17 protein-coding genes and 1 tRNA gene are annotated in these 15,844 nt (G+C 62.4%); 12 read left to right on the top strand and 6 right to left on the bottom strand.

All coding sequences use genetic code 11. The features are described 5' to 3' along the window. The 3 genes from modC (at window position 1) to csrA (ending at window position 2,623) form a co-directional block, all read left to right on the top strand. Window positions 1–1,092 carry a molybdenum ABC transporter ATP-binding protein gene (modC, locus tag CAF70_RS04585; RefSeq protein ID WP_085622086.1) on the top strand — a complete coding sequence of 364 codons (1,092 nt, stop codon included), beginning with the start codon at window positions 1–3 and terminating at the stop codon, window positions 1,090–1,092. Between the two features lie 57 nt (window positions 1,093–1,149). Further along, window positions 1,150–2,172, top strand: coding sequence for a DNA topoisomerase IB (locus CAF70_RS04590; RefSeq protein WP_085622084.1), 1,023 nt, complete (start codon window positions 1,150–1,152; stop codon window positions 2,170–2,172). Window positions 2,173–2,425: 253 nt separating this feature from the next. Next, a complete protein-coding gene (gene csrA / locus CAF70_RS04595; RefSeq protein WP_004375914.1) occupies window positions 2,426–2,623 on the top strand; it encodes a carbon storage regulator CsrA in 198 nt (65 codons plus the stop codon). 45 nt (window positions 2,624–2,668) lie between these two features. On the opposite strand, the gene CAF70_RS04600 is transcribed toward csrA, so the two are convergent. The 4 genes from CAF70_RS04600 to CAF70_RS04615 form a co-directional block, all read right to left on the bottom strand. Continuing rightward, window positions 2,669–3,022, bottom strand: a complete 354-nt coding sequence (locus CAF70_RS04600; RefSeq protein WP_085622082.1) for a response regulator — start codon at window positions 3,020–3,022, stop codon at window positions 2,669–2,671. An 11-nt stretch (window positions 3,023–3,033) separates the two neighbouring features. Further along, on the bottom strand, window positions 3,034–4,479 hold the full coding sequence (locus CAF70_RS04605) for an ATPase domain-containing protein (RefSeq protein WP_085622080.1): 1,446 nt from the start codon (window positions 4,477–4,479) through the stop codon (window positions 3,034–3,036). Between the two features lie 5 nt (window positions 4,480–4,484). After that, window positions 4,485–5,645: a nitrogen regulation protein NR(II) gene (locus CAF70_RS04610; protein WP_085622078.1), complete on the bottom strand. Its 1,161-nt coding sequence runs from the start codon at window positions 5,643–5,645 to the stop codon at window positions 4,485–4,487. A 113-nt stretch (window positions 5,646–5,758) separates the two neighbouring features. Next, entirely contained in the window at window positions 5,759–6,034 is a 276-nt protein-coding gene (locus CAF70_RS04615; protein WP_085622076.1) for a hypothetical protein, read from the bottom strand. A 204-nt stretch (window positions 6,035–6,238) separates the two neighbouring features. On the opposite strand from CAF70_RS04615, the gene CAF70_RS04620 reads away from it, so the two are divergent. Then, window positions 6,239–6,323, top strand: a tRNA-Leu gene (locus tag CAF70_RS04620). Between the two features lie 104 nt (window positions 6,324–6,427). Continuing rightward, window positions 6,428–6,841, top strand: a complete 414-nt coding sequence (locus tag CAF70_RS04625) for a DoxX family protein (protein ID WP_085622074.1) — start codon at window positions 6,428–6,430, stop codon at window positions 6,839–6,841. 1 nt (window position 6,842) lies between these two features. Here CAF70_RS04625 and CAF70_RS04630 read toward each other — a convergent pair whose 3' ends face one another. Beyond that, the gene (locus CAF70_RS04630; protein WP_085622072.1) at window positions 6,843–7,040 is read right to left on the bottom strand and encodes a hypothetical protein; all 198 of its coding nucleotides are present in this window, start codon (window positions 7,038–7,040) and stop codon (window positions 6,843–6,845) included. 260 nt (window positions 7,041–7,300) lie between these two features. On the opposite strand from CAF70_RS04630, the gene CAF70_RS04635 reads away from it, so the two are divergent. The 4 genes from CAF70_RS04635 to CAF70_RS04650 all read left to right on the top strand — a co-directional run bounded on the left by CAF70_RS04635 (window position 7,301) and on the right by CAF70_RS04650 (window position 10,110). Beyond that, a complete protein-coding gene (locus CAF70_RS04635) occupies window positions 7,301–7,975 on the top strand; it encodes a polysaccharide lyase family 7 protein (protein WP_085622070.1) in 675 nt (224 codons plus the stop codon). Between the two features lie 323 nt (window positions 7,976–8,298). After that, window positions 8,299–9,324: an alcohol dehydrogenase AdhP gene (adhP, locus tag CAF70_RS04640; RefSeq protein ID WP_085622068.1), complete on the top strand. Its 1,026-nt coding sequence runs from the start codon at window positions 8,299–8,301 to the stop codon at window positions 9,322–9,324. A gap of 17 nt (window positions 9,325–9,341) precedes the next feature. Further along, complete coding sequence (locus tag CAF70_RS04645; RefSeq protein ID WP_085622066.1) at window positions 9,342–9,578, top strand: hypothetical protein; 237 nt, start codon at window positions 9,342–9,344, stop codon at window positions 9,576–9,578. Window positions 9,579–9,660: 82 nt separating this feature from the next. Continuing rightward, window positions 9,661–10,110: a GNAT family N-acetyltransferase gene (locus CAF70_RS04650; RefSeq protein ID WP_085622064.1), complete on the top strand. Its 450-nt coding sequence runs from the start codon at window positions 9,661–9,663 to the stop codon at window positions 10,108–10,110. 51 nt (window positions 10,111–10,161) lie between these two features. On the opposite strand, the gene CAF70_RS04655 is transcribed toward CAF70_RS04650, so the two are convergent. Then, entirely contained in the window at window positions 10,162–10,545 is a 384-nt protein-coding gene (locus CAF70_RS04655; RefSeq protein WP_085622687.1) for a cytochrome c, read from the bottom strand. Window positions 10,546–10,870: 325 nt separating this feature from the next. Here CAF70_RS04655 and CAF70_RS04660 point away from each other — a divergent pair, with 325 nt between their 5' ends. The 3 genes from CAF70_RS04660 to CAF70_RS04670 all read left to right on the top strand — a co-directional run bounded on the left by CAF70_RS04660 (window position 10,871) and on the right by CAF70_RS04670 (window position 15,761). After that, window positions 10,871–11,488 carry a TetR/AcrR family transcriptional regulator gene (locus CAF70_RS04660; RefSeq protein WP_085622062.1) on the top strand — a complete coding sequence of 206 codons (618 nt, stop codon included), beginning with the start codon at window positions 10,871–10,873 and terminating at the stop codon, window positions 11,486–11,488. 71 nt (window positions 11,489–11,559) lie between these two features. After that, complete coding sequence (locus tag CAF70_RS04665; protein WP_085622060.1) at window positions 11,560–12,675, top strand: efflux RND transporter periplasmic adaptor subunit; 1,116 nt, start codon at window positions 11,560–11,562, stop codon at window positions 12,673–12,675. Continuing rightward, window positions 12,672–15,761: an efflux RND transporter permease subunit gene (locus CAF70_RS04670; protein WP_085622058.1), complete on the top strand. Its 3,090-nt coding sequence runs from the start codon at window positions 12,672–12,674 to the stop codon at window positions 15,759–15,761. Before CAF70_RS04665 ends, CAF70_RS04670 begins: the two co-directional genes overlap by 4 nt. The last annotated feature ends 83 nt before the right edge of the window (window positions 15,762–15,844 follow it).

Below are 15,844 nucleotides of genomic sequence, written 5' to 3' on the forward strand. Positions count from 1 at the left end.
ATGAGTGCATCGATTGTGGCGCGTCTGAAACTGGCGCGCGACGACTTCACCCTGGACGTCGACCTGCACCTGCCCGGGCACGGCATCAGCGCGCTGTTCGGCCACTCGGGGTCTGGCAAGACCAGCTGCCTGCGTTGCCTGGCCGGGCTGGAACGGGCCGCCAGCGCCTATATCGAAGTCAACGGCGAAGTCTGGGAGGACAGTGCCCGCGGCTACTTCCAGGCACCGCACCTGCGCCCGGTTGGCTACGTGTTCCAGGAGGCCAGCCTGTTCCCGCACCTGTCGGTACGCGGCAACCTGGAATTCGGCTGGCGGCGGGTGGCTGCGGCCGAGCGCAAGGTCAGCCTTGAACAGGCCTGCCAGTTACTGGGTATCGGCCACTTGCTGGCACGCCGCCCGGCAACCTTGTCCGGAGGCGAGGCGCAGCGGGTAGGCATTGCCCGCGCCCTGCTCAGCAGCCCGCGCCTGCTGTTGATGGACGAGCCGTTGGCGGCCCTCGACGGGCCGCGCAAGCGCGAGATCCTGCCCTACCTGGAGCGCCTGCACGACGAACTGGACATCCCGCTGGTGTATGTCAGCCATGCCCTGGAGGAAGTGGCGCGTCTGGCCGACCACCTGGTGTTGCTGGAGCAAGGCCAGACAGTGGCCAGCGGCCCGATCGGCGAAACCCTGGCCCGCCTCGACCTGTCGCTGGCCCAGGGCGAGGATGCCGGCGTGGTGTTCGAGGGCCTGGTGGTAGGCCATGACCCGTATTACGACCTGCTCGACCTGCGCCTGCCCGGCAAGGATGGGCCGCTGCTGCGCATTGCCCACCCGGCCCAGGTGATGGGCAGCTCACTGCGGGTCAAGGTGCAGGCCCGTGACGTCAGCCTGGCCCTGGCAGCCGATAGCACTTCGAGCATCCTCAACCGCTTGCCGGTGCGCGTGCGCGAAAGCCGCCCGGCTGCCAACCCGGCGCATGTGCTGGTCAGCCTGGATGCCGGCGGCATCGCCCTGCTCGCGCGCATCACCCGCTTCTCGGCAGACCAGCTCGGCCTGCACCCGGGCCAGGTGCTGTTTGCCCAGATCAAGTCGGTGGCGTTGCTGGGCTGAGCATCGGCCCTGCGGCTGCTGTCCATTGATCAGTGAACTGATCGAGGCCTGCCAACCATGCTCGACTGCCCCCTGCCGCCCAGCCTGCACTACGTCGACGACAGCCAGCCGGGCCTGACCCGGCGACGCTGGCGGGGCCGTTTCATCTACCTGGATGCAAACGGCCAGCGGGTGCGCGACAGCGATACCCTCGCCCGCATCGCCGCACTGGTTATCCCCCCGGCCTATACCGAGGTGTGGATTTGCGCCGACCCGCAGGGCCACCTGCAAGCGACGGGCCGCGATGCCCGTGGCCGCAAGCAATACCGCTACCATGCGCAGTGGCGCGAAGTACGCGACCAGCACAAGTACGGGCGCATGCTGGCGTTTGCCCAAGCCCTGCCGAAACTGCGCGCACAACTGCACGCCCACCTTGCCCGGCCGGGCCTGGACCGGGAAAAGGTGATGGCGCTGGTGATCAGCCTGTTGGACCACACCCTTATCCGTATCGGCAACCAGCGTTACCTGCGTGACAACCAGTCCTATGGGCTGACCACCCTGCGCAACCGTCATGTCCAGGTGAAGGGCAGCAGCATTCGCTTCCAGTTCCGCGGCAAGCGCGGCGTCGAACACAACGTCAGCCTGAACGATCGGCGCCTGGCCAATCTGCTCAAGCGCTGCATGGAGTTGCCCGGGCAAGCGTTGTTCCAGTACCTGGACGACGACGGCCGGCGCCACAGCGTCGGCTCCAGCGAGGTCAACCAGTTTCTGCAGCAGCTGACCGGTGCCGACTTCACCGCCAAGGATTACCGCACCTGGGCCGGTAGCAGCCTGGCCCTGGAGCTGCTCAGGCCCTTGGCCTGGGAGCCCGAGAGCGAAGCCAGGCGCCAGGTCGCCGCCATCGTCCGCCAGGTTGCCACACGCCTGGGCAATACGCCGGCGGTGTGCCGGCGTTGCTACATTCACCCGGCGGTACTTGAACACTACGCCCTGGGGCAGTTGGCCAACTTGCCGAAGAACCGTGTACGCAAGGGTCTGGACCGTGAAGAAGTAGCCTTGCTGTTGTTTCTTCAGGCACTCGAGGAACAGAACGACCATTGACCCGGTCTATTCAGCCCATGTTGCGAAGAAATTTCCCATTGGCCGCCAAGCCCCCTATTCTTGCCACCGAGCACCTTGGCCGACAAACCGCTGGCGGTTTGCGTCGGCACCTGCGACTGAAGACACGCAACAGAATTTGTCTGTCGGGGAATTACTATCCGCCGAAAGCGTCTTTAATGAGAAGGAAGAGGGACAAGCTCCCGCCGCCGTGGCAACTAGCCCGACGGACTTTTACATCACCAAGGAGAACTACATGCTGATACTCACCCGCAAGGTTGGCGAAAGCATCGTCATCAACGATGACATCAAAGTCACCATTCTGGGCGTCAAAGGGATGCAAGTGAGGATCGGTATCGATGCACCGAAAGACGTCCAGGTCCATCGCGAAGAGATCTTCAAGCGTATCCAGGCCGGCAGCCCGGCCCCGGAAAAGCACGACGACTCGCACTGAGCGACCTGCCTCAAGCCGCACGGACGCGCTTGATCGCCCCGCGCCTCAGGTGCCCAGCAGTTCGCGCACCTTGGCGATCATACAGTCCATGTCGAACGGTTTGTCGAACACCGCGGCGAACAGTTCCGGGCATCCCTGGTTGGCCTGCGCGCCACTCATGAGGATGACCGGCAACTCGCTCAAGGCCGGGTCTTCACGCATCGAGCGCACCAGTTCCTCACCGTTGAGCAGCGGCATCATGTAGTCGGTGATGACCAGCTGAACGCGCTTTTCCTTCAGTGCCTCCAGCGCCTTGCAGCCGTTGCTCGCCTTTTCCACGAGGAAACCTTCGTCCTCCAGGGCAAAACCGAGGATGTCGGCGATCAGGTACTCGTCATCGACAATCAGGATGGTGTTCATCGCCCGCACCGTCACCCGCTTGCCTGCGGCACCGGCGTTCCCGAAAGCACACCGCAGGCACCTTCGAACGCCTTGCGCAGGGTAATGCCCTGCGGCCCGATCAGCAGCTCGTGCAAGGCAGGGTCATGGTGGCTGTCACGCACCTTGAGGATCGACAGCATGCGCCGCAGTTGCGAATCCAGCTCGACGAAGCGCATCAGCATCAGGTTGTCGACGATACTCGACAGGTCCGGGGCCGGGGCGCTGATTTCCGCGCCGAAGATGTCGCGCATTTCCCAGGTCAGCATCACGCTGATATCGCGCGCGCGCAACTCGCCGACCAGTGCGCGGAAAAACGCATTGAGCCGCGCCGGGTCGGTGGCCAGGCGGCTGAACGCCCCCAGGCTGTCGATCAACACGCGCTTGCTGCCGTGCGCTGCGACCCGCTCGAGCAGGCGCGCACCGACCTGGTCCAGCAGGCCCTCGGTGGTCGGCTGCCAGCACAGCTGCAGGCTGCCGTCCTGCTCCATGGCGGCAAAATCGTAACCTAGCGACACGGCCTTGATACGCAGGCGCTCCGGCGTTTCGTAAAAGCCGAAATGCAGCCCCGGCGCCTGCGGGCTGCTGGCACCGAGAAAGGCCAGGCCCAAGGAAGTCTTGCCAATACCCGAAGGCCCGATCAGCAAGCTGACCGAACCTGTGGCCAAACCGCCACCGAGCATTTCATCCAGGCTTTCCACCCCGCTGCCGATACGCTCCAGGGTTGCACTACCCGCCTGGCTGGGGTGGCTGAACAGCGATTCCAGGCGTGGGTAGACGTGCATGCCGGCCTCATCGATCAGGCATTCATGGCGCCCCGACAACGCCGCACTGCCCCGCGTCTTGCGCAGCTGGACATGGCGCACGGCGCGGCTGCCGAACAATTGCTCGCCCAGTTCGATTACACCGTCGACCATGGTGTGCTCCGGGCTGCCCTCTTCCAGCCGGGCGCTGGTCAGCAGCAGCACGGTGCAACCGGCAAAGGCCGCATGGCCCTGCAGTTCGGAGACAAATTTCTTGGTGTCCAGCGCGGTTTCCGCGCGCACCCGGGCGTTGAGCACGCCATCGACGATCAACAGGCTGGCCTGTTGCCGGGCGATTTCCTGGCGCAGCAACCGTACCACCGCATCCAGGCCTTCCTGCTCCAGGGTGTCGAAGGCACTGACGAACTGGATCGAGTCGCCGACCAGCGCCGGGTCGAAGAACTCCAGGGTTGCCAGGTACTGGAACAGCCGCTCGTGCGACTCGCTCAGCAAGGTGGCTACCAGCACCCGGCCGCCGCCGCGCACATGCGCACAGGCCAGCTGGTTGGCGAGAATGGTCTTGCCGGCCCCTGGCGGGCCCTGGATGATGTAGGACGCGCCAGCCACCAGGCCACCCCGGAGCAACGCATCGAGCCCTTCGATTCCCGTCACCAGCCGCCTGAGTGCCTGTGCCATGGTATCTACCTGTCGAGTTGGCTGTCGGTCTGGAGCTGATAGATTGGCAAGTAAAGCTGCATGCAGGTTCCCCGGCCGGGCTCACTGTCGACGCAAATGGCGCCCCCCGTCTGCCTGGCAAACCCATACACCTGGCTAAGGCCCAGGCCGGTACCCTTGCCAAATGGCTTGGTGGTGAAAAACGGCTCGAAGATCCGCGGCAGTACCGCTGGCTCGATACCCTCGCCGCTGTCTTCCACCTCGAAACGCACAAACCCGCCGTGCAGCCCCTCTACCTCGCCGGCCAGTTCGACCACATCGACCGTCAGGACGATCCGGCCCTGCCCTGTGATGGCATCGCGGGCATTGAACAACAGATTGAGCAGCACCATCTGCAATTGCCCGGCATCCGCCTCGATCAGGGGCAGGTCCGGTTGCAACAGCACCTTCAGTTCAATTGAACCAGGCAGTGCAGGTTCCAGCAGACCACGGGTGGCGGCAATCAGGTTCGCCGGGGCGATGCAGGCCACATCAAGCTTGCGGTGACGGGCAAAGCTGAGCAACTGCTGGGTCAGTTCGGTGCCCCGCTGCCCGGCATCGAGAATATGCTGCAGCATGCGCTGGGCGCGTGCCGGGTCCTGGGTGGCCAGCGCCAGGCGCGCCGAACTGATGATGATGGTCAGCATGTTGTTGAAGTCATGCGCCAGGCCACCGGTCAACTGGCCGAGGGCCTCCAGTTTCTGTGCCTGGAACAGCTGGGCTCGCACCGCGTCCAGTTGCAGCGCCGACTCGCGACGGTCGGTGATGTCCCGGGTTACCTTGGCCAGACCGACGATCTGGCCATGGTCATCGCGGATGACATCCAGCGCGGCCAAGGCCCAGAACTGCGTGCCATCCTTGCGTACGCGCCAGCCTTCATCCTGCGCCACGCCATGCTCCAGCGCCTGACGCAGCAAGCGCTCCGGGCGGCCGTCAGTGCGATCCTGCGGGGTGAAGAACAACGAAAAATGCTGACCGATCACTTCATCGGCACGGTAACCCTTGATACGTTGCGCGCCCGCATTCCACGACACTACATGGCCAGACGGGTCGAGCATGTAGATAGCGTAATCCACCACCGACTGGACCAACTGCTCATAGCGGTGGGCGGGCATGACGGGGGGGTCGAGGCAGTCAGCTGAAACCATGCAAGCTCCACCGGCACAACAGCAGGAGAGGAAATAGGCCTGGTCGAACGCGCACGCGTGTGAGCGCCCACGTTGTTAGCCCTGCGTAATTGACCCCGCGCGGCTGGCGAGGTTCAGCGCTCAGGTTCAACCAGCACCGGGCTGATACGTCGCGGCATTGCCACCTTCAGCAGCCACAAGCCGACCAGCAGGATAAGCCCGCCACCGGCGAGGGCCATAAGCCGCTGTGGCTGAGGGTGTTCGGCATCGAACCCCAGCATCAGCAGGTAACCGCCCAGGCTGATCAGGCTGAGGTAGAGAAATGCGCCCAACACGACTACCTGCACGAACAGCAGTCGCCAGAACAGCCGTGGGCGCACGATACGCTCGGAAGCAGTGGATTGAGTCATCACCGCAATCGCCTTGGATCCAATAAAGGAGGGCAACAGTGGCGTAATGACAGCAAGGTGTCAATTGCCCTTTCGATCGACCCTTCACTCTGTTGATCATAGGTGCTGCGGTTGACTCAACTATAACAATGGGTTATAAAGCGCGCTTGATTGCAAAGCCCTTCTGCTTAGAAGCGAGCCGGTCGCTGCGACCCCTTCAAGCGTGCGAGTGTGGTGGAATTGGTATACACAGCAGACTTAAAATCTGTCGGCGTGAGCCTTGCGGGTTCGAGTCCCGCCACTCGCACCAAACTTCCTTGAAAAGGCGCCCCTGCGGCGCCTTTTTGCTGCCCGCCAGCAATCCTTGGCGCAACTGCTAGAGTGGAGCTTGTCCCCGTCCACTGGAACGCTGCCATGCGCTACTCCCTGTTCGATGGTCAACGCGACATCATTATCCTGATTGCCCGCGTGCTGCTGATGATCCTGTTCGTCTTGTCTGGCTGGGGCAAGCTGACCGGGTTCGAAGGCACGGTCGGCTACATGACCTCACTGGGCGCCCCTGCCCCGATGCTGGCAGCGGCAGTTGCCGTGCTCATGGAATTCGTCGTCGGCATCCTGCTGATCCTCGGTTTCTATACCCGGCCGCTGGCCTTCCTGTTTGCGCTGTTCGTGCTGGGCACGGCGCTGCTGGGCCACCCGTTCTGGAACATGGTCGACCCTGAGCGCAGCGCCAACATGACCCAGTTCCTGAAAAACCTCAGCATCATGGGCGGCCTGCTGTTGCTGGCAGTGAGCGGCCCCGGGCGTTTTTCGGTAGACGGGCGCTGAATCAGTCGTCTTCGCAGTCGTCGAACCAGGCTGGGTGATCGCGGTCCTCGTCATCGAGGTCATCCAGTGTTTCCTCGTCTTCCTCCACCTCGTCCTCGGCACCCTGGGCATCCGCTTCAGGCTCCACGTCGTCATAGAGGAATTCGTGGTCAAGCAGGTGATCGTGCTCGGGTTCGTGCAGGTCGTCTTCGTCGTGCATGCTGGCTCCTGGGCTGATGGCAGGCTTGTATAGGCTGATCGGCTGCGCAGGTCAATGCGTTACCACTTAATGCTCGGTTAACCGGCCAGGTCCAGTCTGCAGGCTCTCCCTTCAAACGTTGCTTGCCCGCCTTGCATGGCGGGCTTTTTTATCCCTTGGGTTTTCCCTTCGTCCAGCCTTGGCAAATCACAGTGAACTGCGCCCATGCTGGCCAGGCTCGCAAATGATGCAGGACCTGTCGTTTTTCAAGGAGAACGCCCATGACTGTTAATATCGACAACCTCATCATCACCACCCCCGTGCCGAAATCCGCGACCAACCCGGTAGCCCTGGAATTGACCGGCGCCCAGGCACTGGCGACCCTGCCTGAAGTCATCGCCCGCCTGAGCGACGGCTCCATCCGCATGACGGCCCCCACCAAAGGTGCCTCCAGCAAAAGTACCCACCGCACCCGCTGCGAGTGGAAGGAGCCCGCGTACTGGGCGCTGGACAGCGCCGCCCGGCACCGCAATTACCAGACCATGACACTGCAGAAAGTGAACCTTGCGCAAAAGGTGGTGATTGCCCAGCTGCACGTCAAGGACGACGACAGCCCGCCCATCAAGGTGTTCTGGAACAAGGGCAAGATCACCGTGGGCTTTCGAACCGACTTCAACCAGCTGACCACGAGCAGCAGCACGGTGCTGGCCGACGTACCGCTCGGTGCCCGTTTCGATGTCACTATCGACGTGACAAACAACGGTGCCTGCACTGTCAGTGCTAGCTGCAACGGCCGTATCGGCAGCACATCGTCGCTGCAACTGGGCGCGACCTGGGCGACGCGCACGCTCAATTTCCATGGCGGGGTATACAACCAGGTGGACTACACCGACGACACACCGGCCGAGGACGGCTCGGTATGCGTCATCAGCCAACTGGTACTGAGCCATGCATGACAAGCTCGTGACCTGACCTTCACGAAATACTGACATCCGGGTGGGCACACTGGCCCTGCTCCGTATGTTCTTGCAGCCCGCCGCATTATTGCCGCGGGCTTTTCTTTTTGTGGCGAGCCTTACACAGAACCCTGTGGGAGCGCGCCAGCTTTTGGAAATTGAGCAAGACAGTTGCCCCCACAAGTGGCTGCGCAAGGCAGGTAGATGTGTGCAAGCCGGTTGCCGCCCCAGACCATGACCTGAAGCAGTTTTGCCCCACCAGGCAAGGGCTATGCTAACCCCTGCGATAACTCAAGCTCACTCAGATAGACACGGAGGCTCATATGAAAGCTGCTGTTGTTGCGCCAGGCCGTCGCGTGGAGGTGGTGGAGAAAACCCTGCGCCCACTCGAGCACGGTGAAGCGCTGCTGAAGATGCAGTGCTGCGGTGTGTGCCACACCGACCTGCATGTGAAAAATGGCGATTTCGGCGACAAGACCGGTGTCGTGCTAGGCCATGAAGGCATCGGCGTGGTCCAGGAAGTCGGGCCAGGCGTCACCTCGCTCAAACCGGGCGACCGTGCCAGCGTGGCCTGGTTCTACCAAGGCTGTGGGCATTGCGAATATTGCAACAGCGGCAACGAAACCCTGTGCCGCGAAGTGAAGAACTCTGGCTACACCGTGGATGGCGGCATGGCCGAAGCCTGCATCGTCAAGGCCGACTACTCGGTCAAAGTGCCCGACGGGCTCGACTCCGCTGCCGCCAGCAGCATTACCTGCGCCGGCGTGACCACTTACAAGGCAGTGAAGATCTCCAACATCCGCCCCGGCCAATGGATCGCCATCTACGGCCTTGGCGGCCTGGGCAACCTGGCCCTGCAATATGCCAGGAACGTCTTCAACGCCAAAGTGATCGCCATCGATGTCAACGAAGAGCAACTGCGCTTCGCCAGCGAGATGGGCGCCGACCTGGTCATCAATTCGCGCACCGAGGATGCCGCCAAGGTTATCCAGGCCAAGACCGGTGGCGCCCATGCCGCCGTGGTTACCGCCGTTGCCAAGGCTGCGTTCAACTCGGCCGTCGACGCCCTGCGCGCGGGTGGCCGACTGGTTGCGGTCGGCCTGCCGTCGGAAGCCATGAACCTGAATATTCCTCGCCTGGTGCTGGACGGTATCGAAGTGATCGGCTCGCTGGTCGGCACTCGGCAGGATCTGCAGGAAGCTTTCCAGTTTGCAGCGGAAGGTAAAGTGGTGCCGAAGGTGACCCTGCGGCCGATCGAAGATATCAACCAGATCTTCGAGGAGATGCTGGAAGGCAAGATCAAAGGGCGGATGGTGATTCAGTTCGCTTCACAGCAGAACAATGACTAGCTCAGCGGGGTGAATGCATGAGCATCCGCAGCTTGGCGAAAAACCTGCCGCCCGATCCGGACAATGACGGTTGGGTACTCGGATGGGGCGTGCTGCGAGACCGGCACCCCTGGCATTTCGTCGATGTCTATGCCGACCAGAAGACCGCCAGGGTCGAGGCTCAGCGCCGCGGTGCTGGCTACGTGGTGGAGTTCGGTTCGCATCGCCTGGGATCGGATGAATTCATTTGCGGGATATCCCCGCCTGAAGGCTAGTGCTTGAATGGGCGCAGCGACGGGGACGCCAGGGCGCCCCCGCCTTTGATCCTATGCTTTCCGGCCCACTCACGGTGTAACAATGCCTCTACAGTTAAACGTCCGGCTCGCCACGAGCAGCGATATCGACAGGTTGGTTGATCTGGACGCCATCGCCAAGCGAAAACCAAGGCGCCGAGCGTTAATTGCGCAAGCCGTAACTGCCGGCCAATGCTGGATCGCCGTGGAAACTCGCGATGCATCGGGGGTGCTGGGGTATGGCGTACTTGACTTTTCGTTCTTTGAACACGCATTCATCCCGCTCATCATGGTGAGAGACTCACAGCGCCGTCACGGTGTCGGTTCCGCGATCCTCCGTACACTGGAATCCCAGTGCGGGGCCGTAAAGTTATTCACATCGACAAATGCTTCTAATGAGCCGATGCAAAAACTGCTCGGAAAGTTCGGTTTCATTGAGAGCGGTCATATCGAGAACCTGGATGAAGGTGATCCCGAGATTATTTTTGTGAAGTTCTACCCCTCAAGCCGTTGAAAGATCGTAGCGGAGCCCCTTCACAGACCCCGATCTTTCATTAGTCCTTGATCACTGCGCTTTCGAAATCAAGCTGCTCATGTATTGGTTGACATCTCGCAAATCCTGAACACTCCAAGCGTGAGGCGGGATCTTCACATTGTTTTCTTTCAATGTATCTGGAATCAGACTGCCATTTGGGCGAAGCACTATTGAAGATACAATCACGCCGGGATAATCGGCCAATCGTTTCCTGAAACTCAAGGTCGTGAGGTCTGGCGTTGGAGGGTTGCTTTTTCTTGCCAGCGGTCCTGTTCCTTTGATATCCGTGCCATGGCAAACCGAGCATCGCTGCAGGTAAAGTTTCTTGCCATTGATATTTTCTGCCAACGAATGCTGCGCGTGGGTTGCTGTGCACAATCCAAGCAAGGCGATGAATAATGTTCTGTTTTTCATGTTTTTTTGCGCCAAAACAATTTTAACCAAACGAACCTTACCCGATCACGGCCTCTCCAGTCAGGCGGCTCGGCTGCCGACATGAATACGCCGCTTTCCGAGGTGGCACAGCGTAGATGCGGCTCGGTCGTCTGTCGAACGGTAGCTTTGCCGACGGAGAAGGTGGCGGCCAGAAGCCAGCTGCCAGGGACCAGTTACACCACAAGGATGCGCTTCGAGGGCATGGAACATTCTTTCGAGGCTGGGGGAGATGATAGAAATCGTGACCAAAATACACATCGGTCACTTGTTGTCCATCATCCTGAGCCTCTGTAGGCTATACCCCATGAACAAGACCCCTTCCCCTAAAGTTGCAGCACGTGGCCCGGTGGATCACGAAGTGCGTGATCAGATCGTGACAGCGGCGATCGAGCATTTCCGCCTGTATGGCTACGAGAAGACCACGGTTTCCGACCTGGCCAAGGCCATCGGTTTTTCCAAGGCCTATATCTACAAGTTTTTCGAGTCCAAGCAGGCCATCGGCGAGATGATCTGTTCGAACTGCCTGCAGCAGATACAGACCGAGGTAACGGCCGCCATCGATGGGGTGGCCAGCCCGCCCGAGAAGCTGCGGCGCATGTTCAAGACGCTGGTGGACGCCTGTCTGGCATTATTCTTCCAGGACCGCAAGCTCTATGAAATCGCTGCCTCCGCCGCCTCCGGGCGCTGGCCGGCGACCCTCGCCTACGAGAACTTCATCGAGCAGACCCTTCGCGAGATCCTGCAACTGGGCCGGCAGAGCGGCGACTTCGAGCGCAAGACGCCGCTGGACGAAACCACCCGGGCGATCCACGTGATCATGCGCCCCTATTTCAACCCACTGCTGCTTCAGTACGGGCTCGACACCACCGATGAAGCGCCCGCCCTGCTGTCCAGCCTGATATTGCGCAGCCTGTCACCCTGAATAGTGACTATTGACTAAATTGGTCACAAGAATCAAAGTGAGGTTCCCTATGACTTCGCTATGGGCTCCTCATGCGCCGGCGCAACCTCCTCCTGTCCTCCCTGGTCGCCATCATGCCGTTCGCGTTGGCCGCCTGTACCGACCAGACGGCCTCCGATCCCCGCACCGATGCCCCCCTGGTTCGCATCACCACTATCCAGCCGGCAAGCGCTACTTCGCGGGCATTCACCGGTATCGTCGCGGCCAGAGTGCAGAGCGACCTGGGTTTCCGCGTATCCGGTAAAGTGTTGCAGCGCCTGGTCGATACCGGCCAGACCGTCAAGCGCGGCCAGGTACTGCTGCGTCTCGATCCGGTCGATCTGCAACTGGCCGCCCATGCTCAACGTGAGGCAGTGGCTGCGGCGCGGGCGAGGGCTCGGCAGGTGAGTGATGACGAGGCGCGCTACCGCGCCCTGCGTGGTACTGGCGCTGTCTCTGCGTCGGCCTACGACCAGTACAAGGCAGCAGCGGATGCAGCCCGAGCGCAACTCAGTGCAGCCGAGGCCCAGGCCAAGGTTGCCGGTAACGCCACCCGCTATGCCGAACTGCTCGCCGATGCCGATGGCATCGTCATGGAAACCCTGGCCGAGCCAGGACAGGTGGTCAGCGCCGGCCAGGCCGTAGTACGGCTTGCACATGCCGGCCCACGGGAAGCAGTGGTGCAGCTGCCGGAAACCCTGCGCCCGGCGGTCGGCTCCAGCGCCCAGGCCAAGCTTTTTGGCAGGCACGACGTCAGTGTCGTCACCCAGCTGCGCCAGCTGTCGGATGTCGCCGATCGTCTGACCCGCACCTTCGAGGCGCGCTATGTGCTCGACGGCGAGCTGGCCGACGCGCCGCTGGGCACCACCATTACCGTGCAAATCAGCGCCCCGCAAAACGCCCCGCAGAGCGAGGTGCAGGTACCCATTGCCGCGCTGTACGACACCGGCAAGGGGCCTGGCATCTGGATGATTCGCGGGGAGCCGGCGCAGGTGGCGTGGACGCCCGTCACCGTTCAGTCGCTGGATGACGAGACTGCCCGCATCAGCGGCGCAATCAAACCGGGCGACAAGATCGTCGCCCTGGGCGCCCACCTGCTGCGCGACGGCCAGCCCGTGCGCCTGGCCGGACCGGTCACAGTGGCGGCAGTCGAGGAAGGCAGACCATGAGCGAAGGTCGTTTCAACCTCTCCGCGCTCGCCGTACGCGAACGCTCCGTCACTCTGTTCCTGGTCTGCCTGATCTCCCTTGCAGGGCTGGTCGCCTTCCTCAAGCTCGGACGCGCCGAGGATCCGGCCTTCACCATCAAGGTGATGACCATCGTCACTGCCTGGCCGGGCGCCACCGCCCAGGAGATGCAGGATCAGGTCGCCGAGAAAATCGAGAAGCGCCTGCAGGAGCTGCGCTGGTACGACCGCAGCGAAACCTACACGCGCCCTGGCTTGGCCTTTACTACCCTGTCACTACTGGACACCACCCCACCCGCGCAGGTGCCTGAGGAGTTCTACCAGGCGCGCAAGAAAATCAGCGACGAAGCCAAGACGCTGCCTGCCGGGGTGGTCGGCCCACTGGTCAACGACGAGTACTCGGACGTTACCTTCGCCCTGTTCGCGCTCAAGGCCAGAGGCGAGCCGCAGCGCCGCCTGGTGCGTGACGCTGAGGCCCTGCGCCAGCGCCTGCTGCATGTACCCGGCGTGAAGAAGGTCAATATCATCGGCGAGCAGGCCGAGCGCATCTTCGTCGAGTTCTCCCACGAGCGCCTGGCCACCCTGGGTATCGGCCCGCAGGAAGTATTCGCCGCGCTCAACGCGCAGAACGTCCTGACCCCGGCCGGCGCCGTGGAAACCCGTGGCCCGGAGGTGTTTCTGCGTCTCGACGGGGCTTTCGATGAGCTGCAGAAGATCCGCGACACCCCGATCATCGCCCAGGGCCGCACCCTGAAGCTCTCCGATGTCGCCACGGTCAAGCGTGGCTACGAGGACCCCGCCACCTTCCTGATTCGCAACGGCGGCGAACCGGCCCTGCTGCTCGGCATCATCATGCGTGAAGGCTGGAACGGGCTCGACCTGGGCAAGGCCCTGAACGACGAGGTGCAGCGGATCAACGCCGAGCTGCCGCTGGGCATGAGCCTAAGCAAGGTCACCGACCAGGCCGTCAACATCAGCGCATCCGTCGACGAGTTCATGATCAAGTTCTTCGTCGCGCTGCTGGTGGTCATGCTGGTGTGCTTCGTCAGCATGGGCTGGCGCGTCGGCGTAGTGGTCGCAGTGGCGGTGCCGCTGACCCTGGCGATGGTCTTCGTGGTGATGGCCGCCACTGGCAAGAACTTCGACCGCATCACACTGGGCTCGCTGATCCTCGCCCTCGGCCTGCTGGTGGACGACGCCATCATTGCCATCGAGATGATGCTGGTGAAGATGGAGGAAGGTTACGACCGCGTGCGCGCCTGCGCCTATGCCTGGAGCCACACGGCGGCGCCGATGCTCTCCGGCACCCTGGTTACCGCCGTCGGGTTCATGCCCAATGGCTTCGCCCGCTCCACGGCCGGCGAATACACCAGCAACATGTTCTGGATCGTCGGCATCGCACTGATTGCCTCCTGGCTGGTCGCGGTGGTCTTCACGCCTTACTTTGGCGTCAAGCTGCTACCAGAGATCAAGAAGGTCGAAGGCGGCCATGATGCCATCTATGGCACCCCGCGCTACAACCGCTTTCGCCGGCTGCTGGGCTGGGTCATTGCCCACAAGTGGCTGGTCGCAGGTTCGGTGGTCGGGCTGTTCATGACCGCCGTGTTCGGCATGGCGCTGGTCAAGAAACAGTTCTTCCCCATCTCCGACCGCCCCGAAGTCTTGGTCGAGGTGCAGATGCCCTATGGTACCTCGATCGTCCAGACCAGCGCCGCTGCGGAAAAAGTCGAAGCCTGGCTGGCACAGCAGGCAGAGGCGAAGATCATCACGGCCTACATCGGCCAGGGCGCACCGCGCTTCTTCATGGCCATGAGCCCGGAATTGCCGGATCCGTCGTTTGCCAAGATTGTCGTACGTACCGACAACCCGGATGAGCGCGAGGCGTTGAAACAGCGCCTGCGCAAGGCAATTGCCGAGGGGCTGGCCAGCGAGGCGCAGGTGCGCGTCAGCCAATTGGTGTTCGGCCCGTACTCACCGTATCCGGTGGCCTACCGGGTCACAGGCCCGGATTCGCAACGCCTGCGCGAGATCGCCGCCCAGGTGCAGCGCGTGATGGATGCCAGCCCGCTGATGCGCACGGTCAATACCGACTGGGGCACCCGCGCGCCCACGCTGCACTTCAACCTGCTGCAGGATCGCCTGCAGGCGGTGGGGCTGACTTCCAGCGCCGTCGCGCAGCAACTGCAGTTTCTGCTCAGCGGCGCGCCTGTCACCGCGGTGCGCGAAGACATCCGCACGGTGCAGGTCATGGCCCGTGCTGCCGGAGATATCCGCCTCGACCCGGCGCGGGTGATGGACTTTACGCTGGCCGGCGCCAATGGCCAGCGTATTCCGCTGTCGCAGGTGGGCGAAGTGGAAGTACGCATGGAAGAGCCGATCATGCGTTGGCGCGACCGCCTGCCGACCCTCACCGTGCGCGGCGATATCGCCGACGGCCTGCAGCCGCCGGACGTATCGACTGCCATCAGCCAGCAGTTGCAACCCATCGTCGACTGGCTGCCGAGCGGCTATCGCATCGAGCAGGCGGGCTCCATCGAGGAGTCGGGCAAGGCCAGCAAAGCCATGCTGCCACTGTTCCCGATCATGCTGGCCGTCACGCTGATCATCATCATCGTGCAGGTACGTTCGATCGCGGCGATGGTCATGGTCTTTCTTACCAGCCCGCTGGGGCTGATCGGCGTGGTTCCGACGCTGATCCTGTTCCAGCAGCCATTCGGCATCAACGCGCTGGTGGGACTGATCGCACTGTCTGGCATCCTCATGCGCAACACGCTGATCCTGATCGGGCAGATCCGCCAGAACGAACAGGCCGGCCTCGACCCGTTCCACGCTGTGGTCGAGGCCACGGTGCAGCGCGCCAGGCCGGTGATTCTCACCGCGCTGGCGGCGATCCTGGCATTCATCCCGCTCACGCATTCGGTGTTCTGGGGCACGCTCGCCTACACCCTGATCGGCGGCACCTTAGCCGGCACGGTGCTAACCCTGGTGTTCCTGCCTGCGATGTACACCATCTGGTTCGGCATCCGCCCTGTTCACCATGATCGACTTGCGCAGGCACAGCCTGCATGAGCTGCCGCGCAGGCCATACTCGGCGCAGAGCTGGCCCACCTGGAAGCTCGCGACGAAGCTTCGATCGGCCAGGGTATCACCTG

The sequence above is a fragment of the Pseudomonas sp. B19(2017) genome, assembly GCF_002113165.1.
Classification (GTDB): domain Bacteria; phylum Pseudomonadota; class Gammaproteobacteria; order Pseudomonadales; family Pseudomonadaceae; genus Aquipseudomonas.

Excerpts from the sequence above, each read along its gene's own strand:
- modC (WP_085622086.1), top strand. The coding sequence starts at position 1 with ATGAGTGCATCGATTGTGGCGCGTCTGAAACTGGCGCGCGACGACTTC.
- CAF70_RS04590 (WP_085622084.1), top strand. The coding sequence starts at position 1,150 with ATGCTCGACTGCCCCCTGCCGCCCAGCCTGCACTACGTCGACGACAGC.
- csrA (WP_004375914.1), top strand. The coding sequence starts at position 2,426 with ATGCTGATACTCACCCGCAAGGTTGGCGAAAGCATCGTCATCAACGAT.
- CAF70_RS04600 (WP_085622082.1), bottom strand. The coding sequence starts at position 3,022 with ATGAACACCATCCTGATTGTCGATGACGAGTACCTGATCGCCGACATC.
- CAF70_RS04605 (WP_085622080.1), bottom strand. The coding sequence starts at position 4,479 with ATGGCACAGGCACTCAGGCGGCTGGTGACGGGAATCGAAGGGCTCGAT.
- CAF70_RS04610 (WP_085622078.1), bottom strand. The coding sequence starts at position 5,645 with ATGGTTTCAGCTGACTGCCTCGACCCCCCCGTCATGCCCGCCCACCGC.
- CAF70_RS04615 (WP_085622076.1), bottom strand. The coding sequence starts at position 6,034 with ATGACTCAATCCACTGCTTCCGAGCGTATCGTGCGCCCACGGCTGTTC.
- CAF70_RS04625 (WP_085622074.1), top strand. The coding sequence starts at position 6,428 with ATGCGCTACTCCCTGTTCGATGGTCAACGCGACATCATTATCCTGATT.
- CAF70_RS04630 (WP_085622072.1), bottom strand. The coding sequence starts at position 7,040 with ATGCACGACGAAGACGACCTGCACGAACCCGAGCACGATCACCTGCTT.
- CAF70_RS04635 (WP_085622070.1), top strand. The coding sequence starts at position 7,301 with ATGACTGTTAATATCGACAACCTCATCATCACCACCCCCGTGCCGAAA.
- adhP (WP_085622068.1), top strand. The coding sequence starts at position 8,299 with ATGAAAGCTGCTGTTGTTGCGCCAGGCCGTCGCGTGGAGGTGGTGGAG.
- CAF70_RS04645 (WP_085622066.1), top strand. The coding sequence starts at position 9,342 with ATGAGCATCCGCAGCTTGGCGAAAAACCTGCCGCCCGATCCGGACAAT.
- CAF70_RS04650 (WP_085622064.1), top strand. The coding sequence starts at position 9,661 with ATGCCTCTACAGTTAAACGTCCGGCTCGCCACGAGCAGCGATATCGAC.
- CAF70_RS04655 (WP_085622687.1), bottom strand. The coding sequence starts at position 10,545 with ATGAAAAACAGAACATTATTCATCGCCTTGCTTGGATTGTGCACAGCA.
- CAF70_RS04660 (WP_085622062.1), top strand. The coding sequence starts at position 10,871 with ATGAACAAGACCCCTTCCCCTAAAGTTGCAGCACGTGGCCCGGTGGAT.
- CAF70_RS04665 (WP_085622060.1), top strand. The coding sequence starts at position 11,560 with ATGCGCCGGCGCAACCTCCTCCTGTCCTCCCTGGTCGCCATCATGCCG.
- CAF70_RS04670 (WP_085622058.1), top strand. The coding sequence starts at position 12,672 with ATGAGCGAAGGTCGTTTCAACCTCTCCGCGCTCGCCGTACGCGAACGC.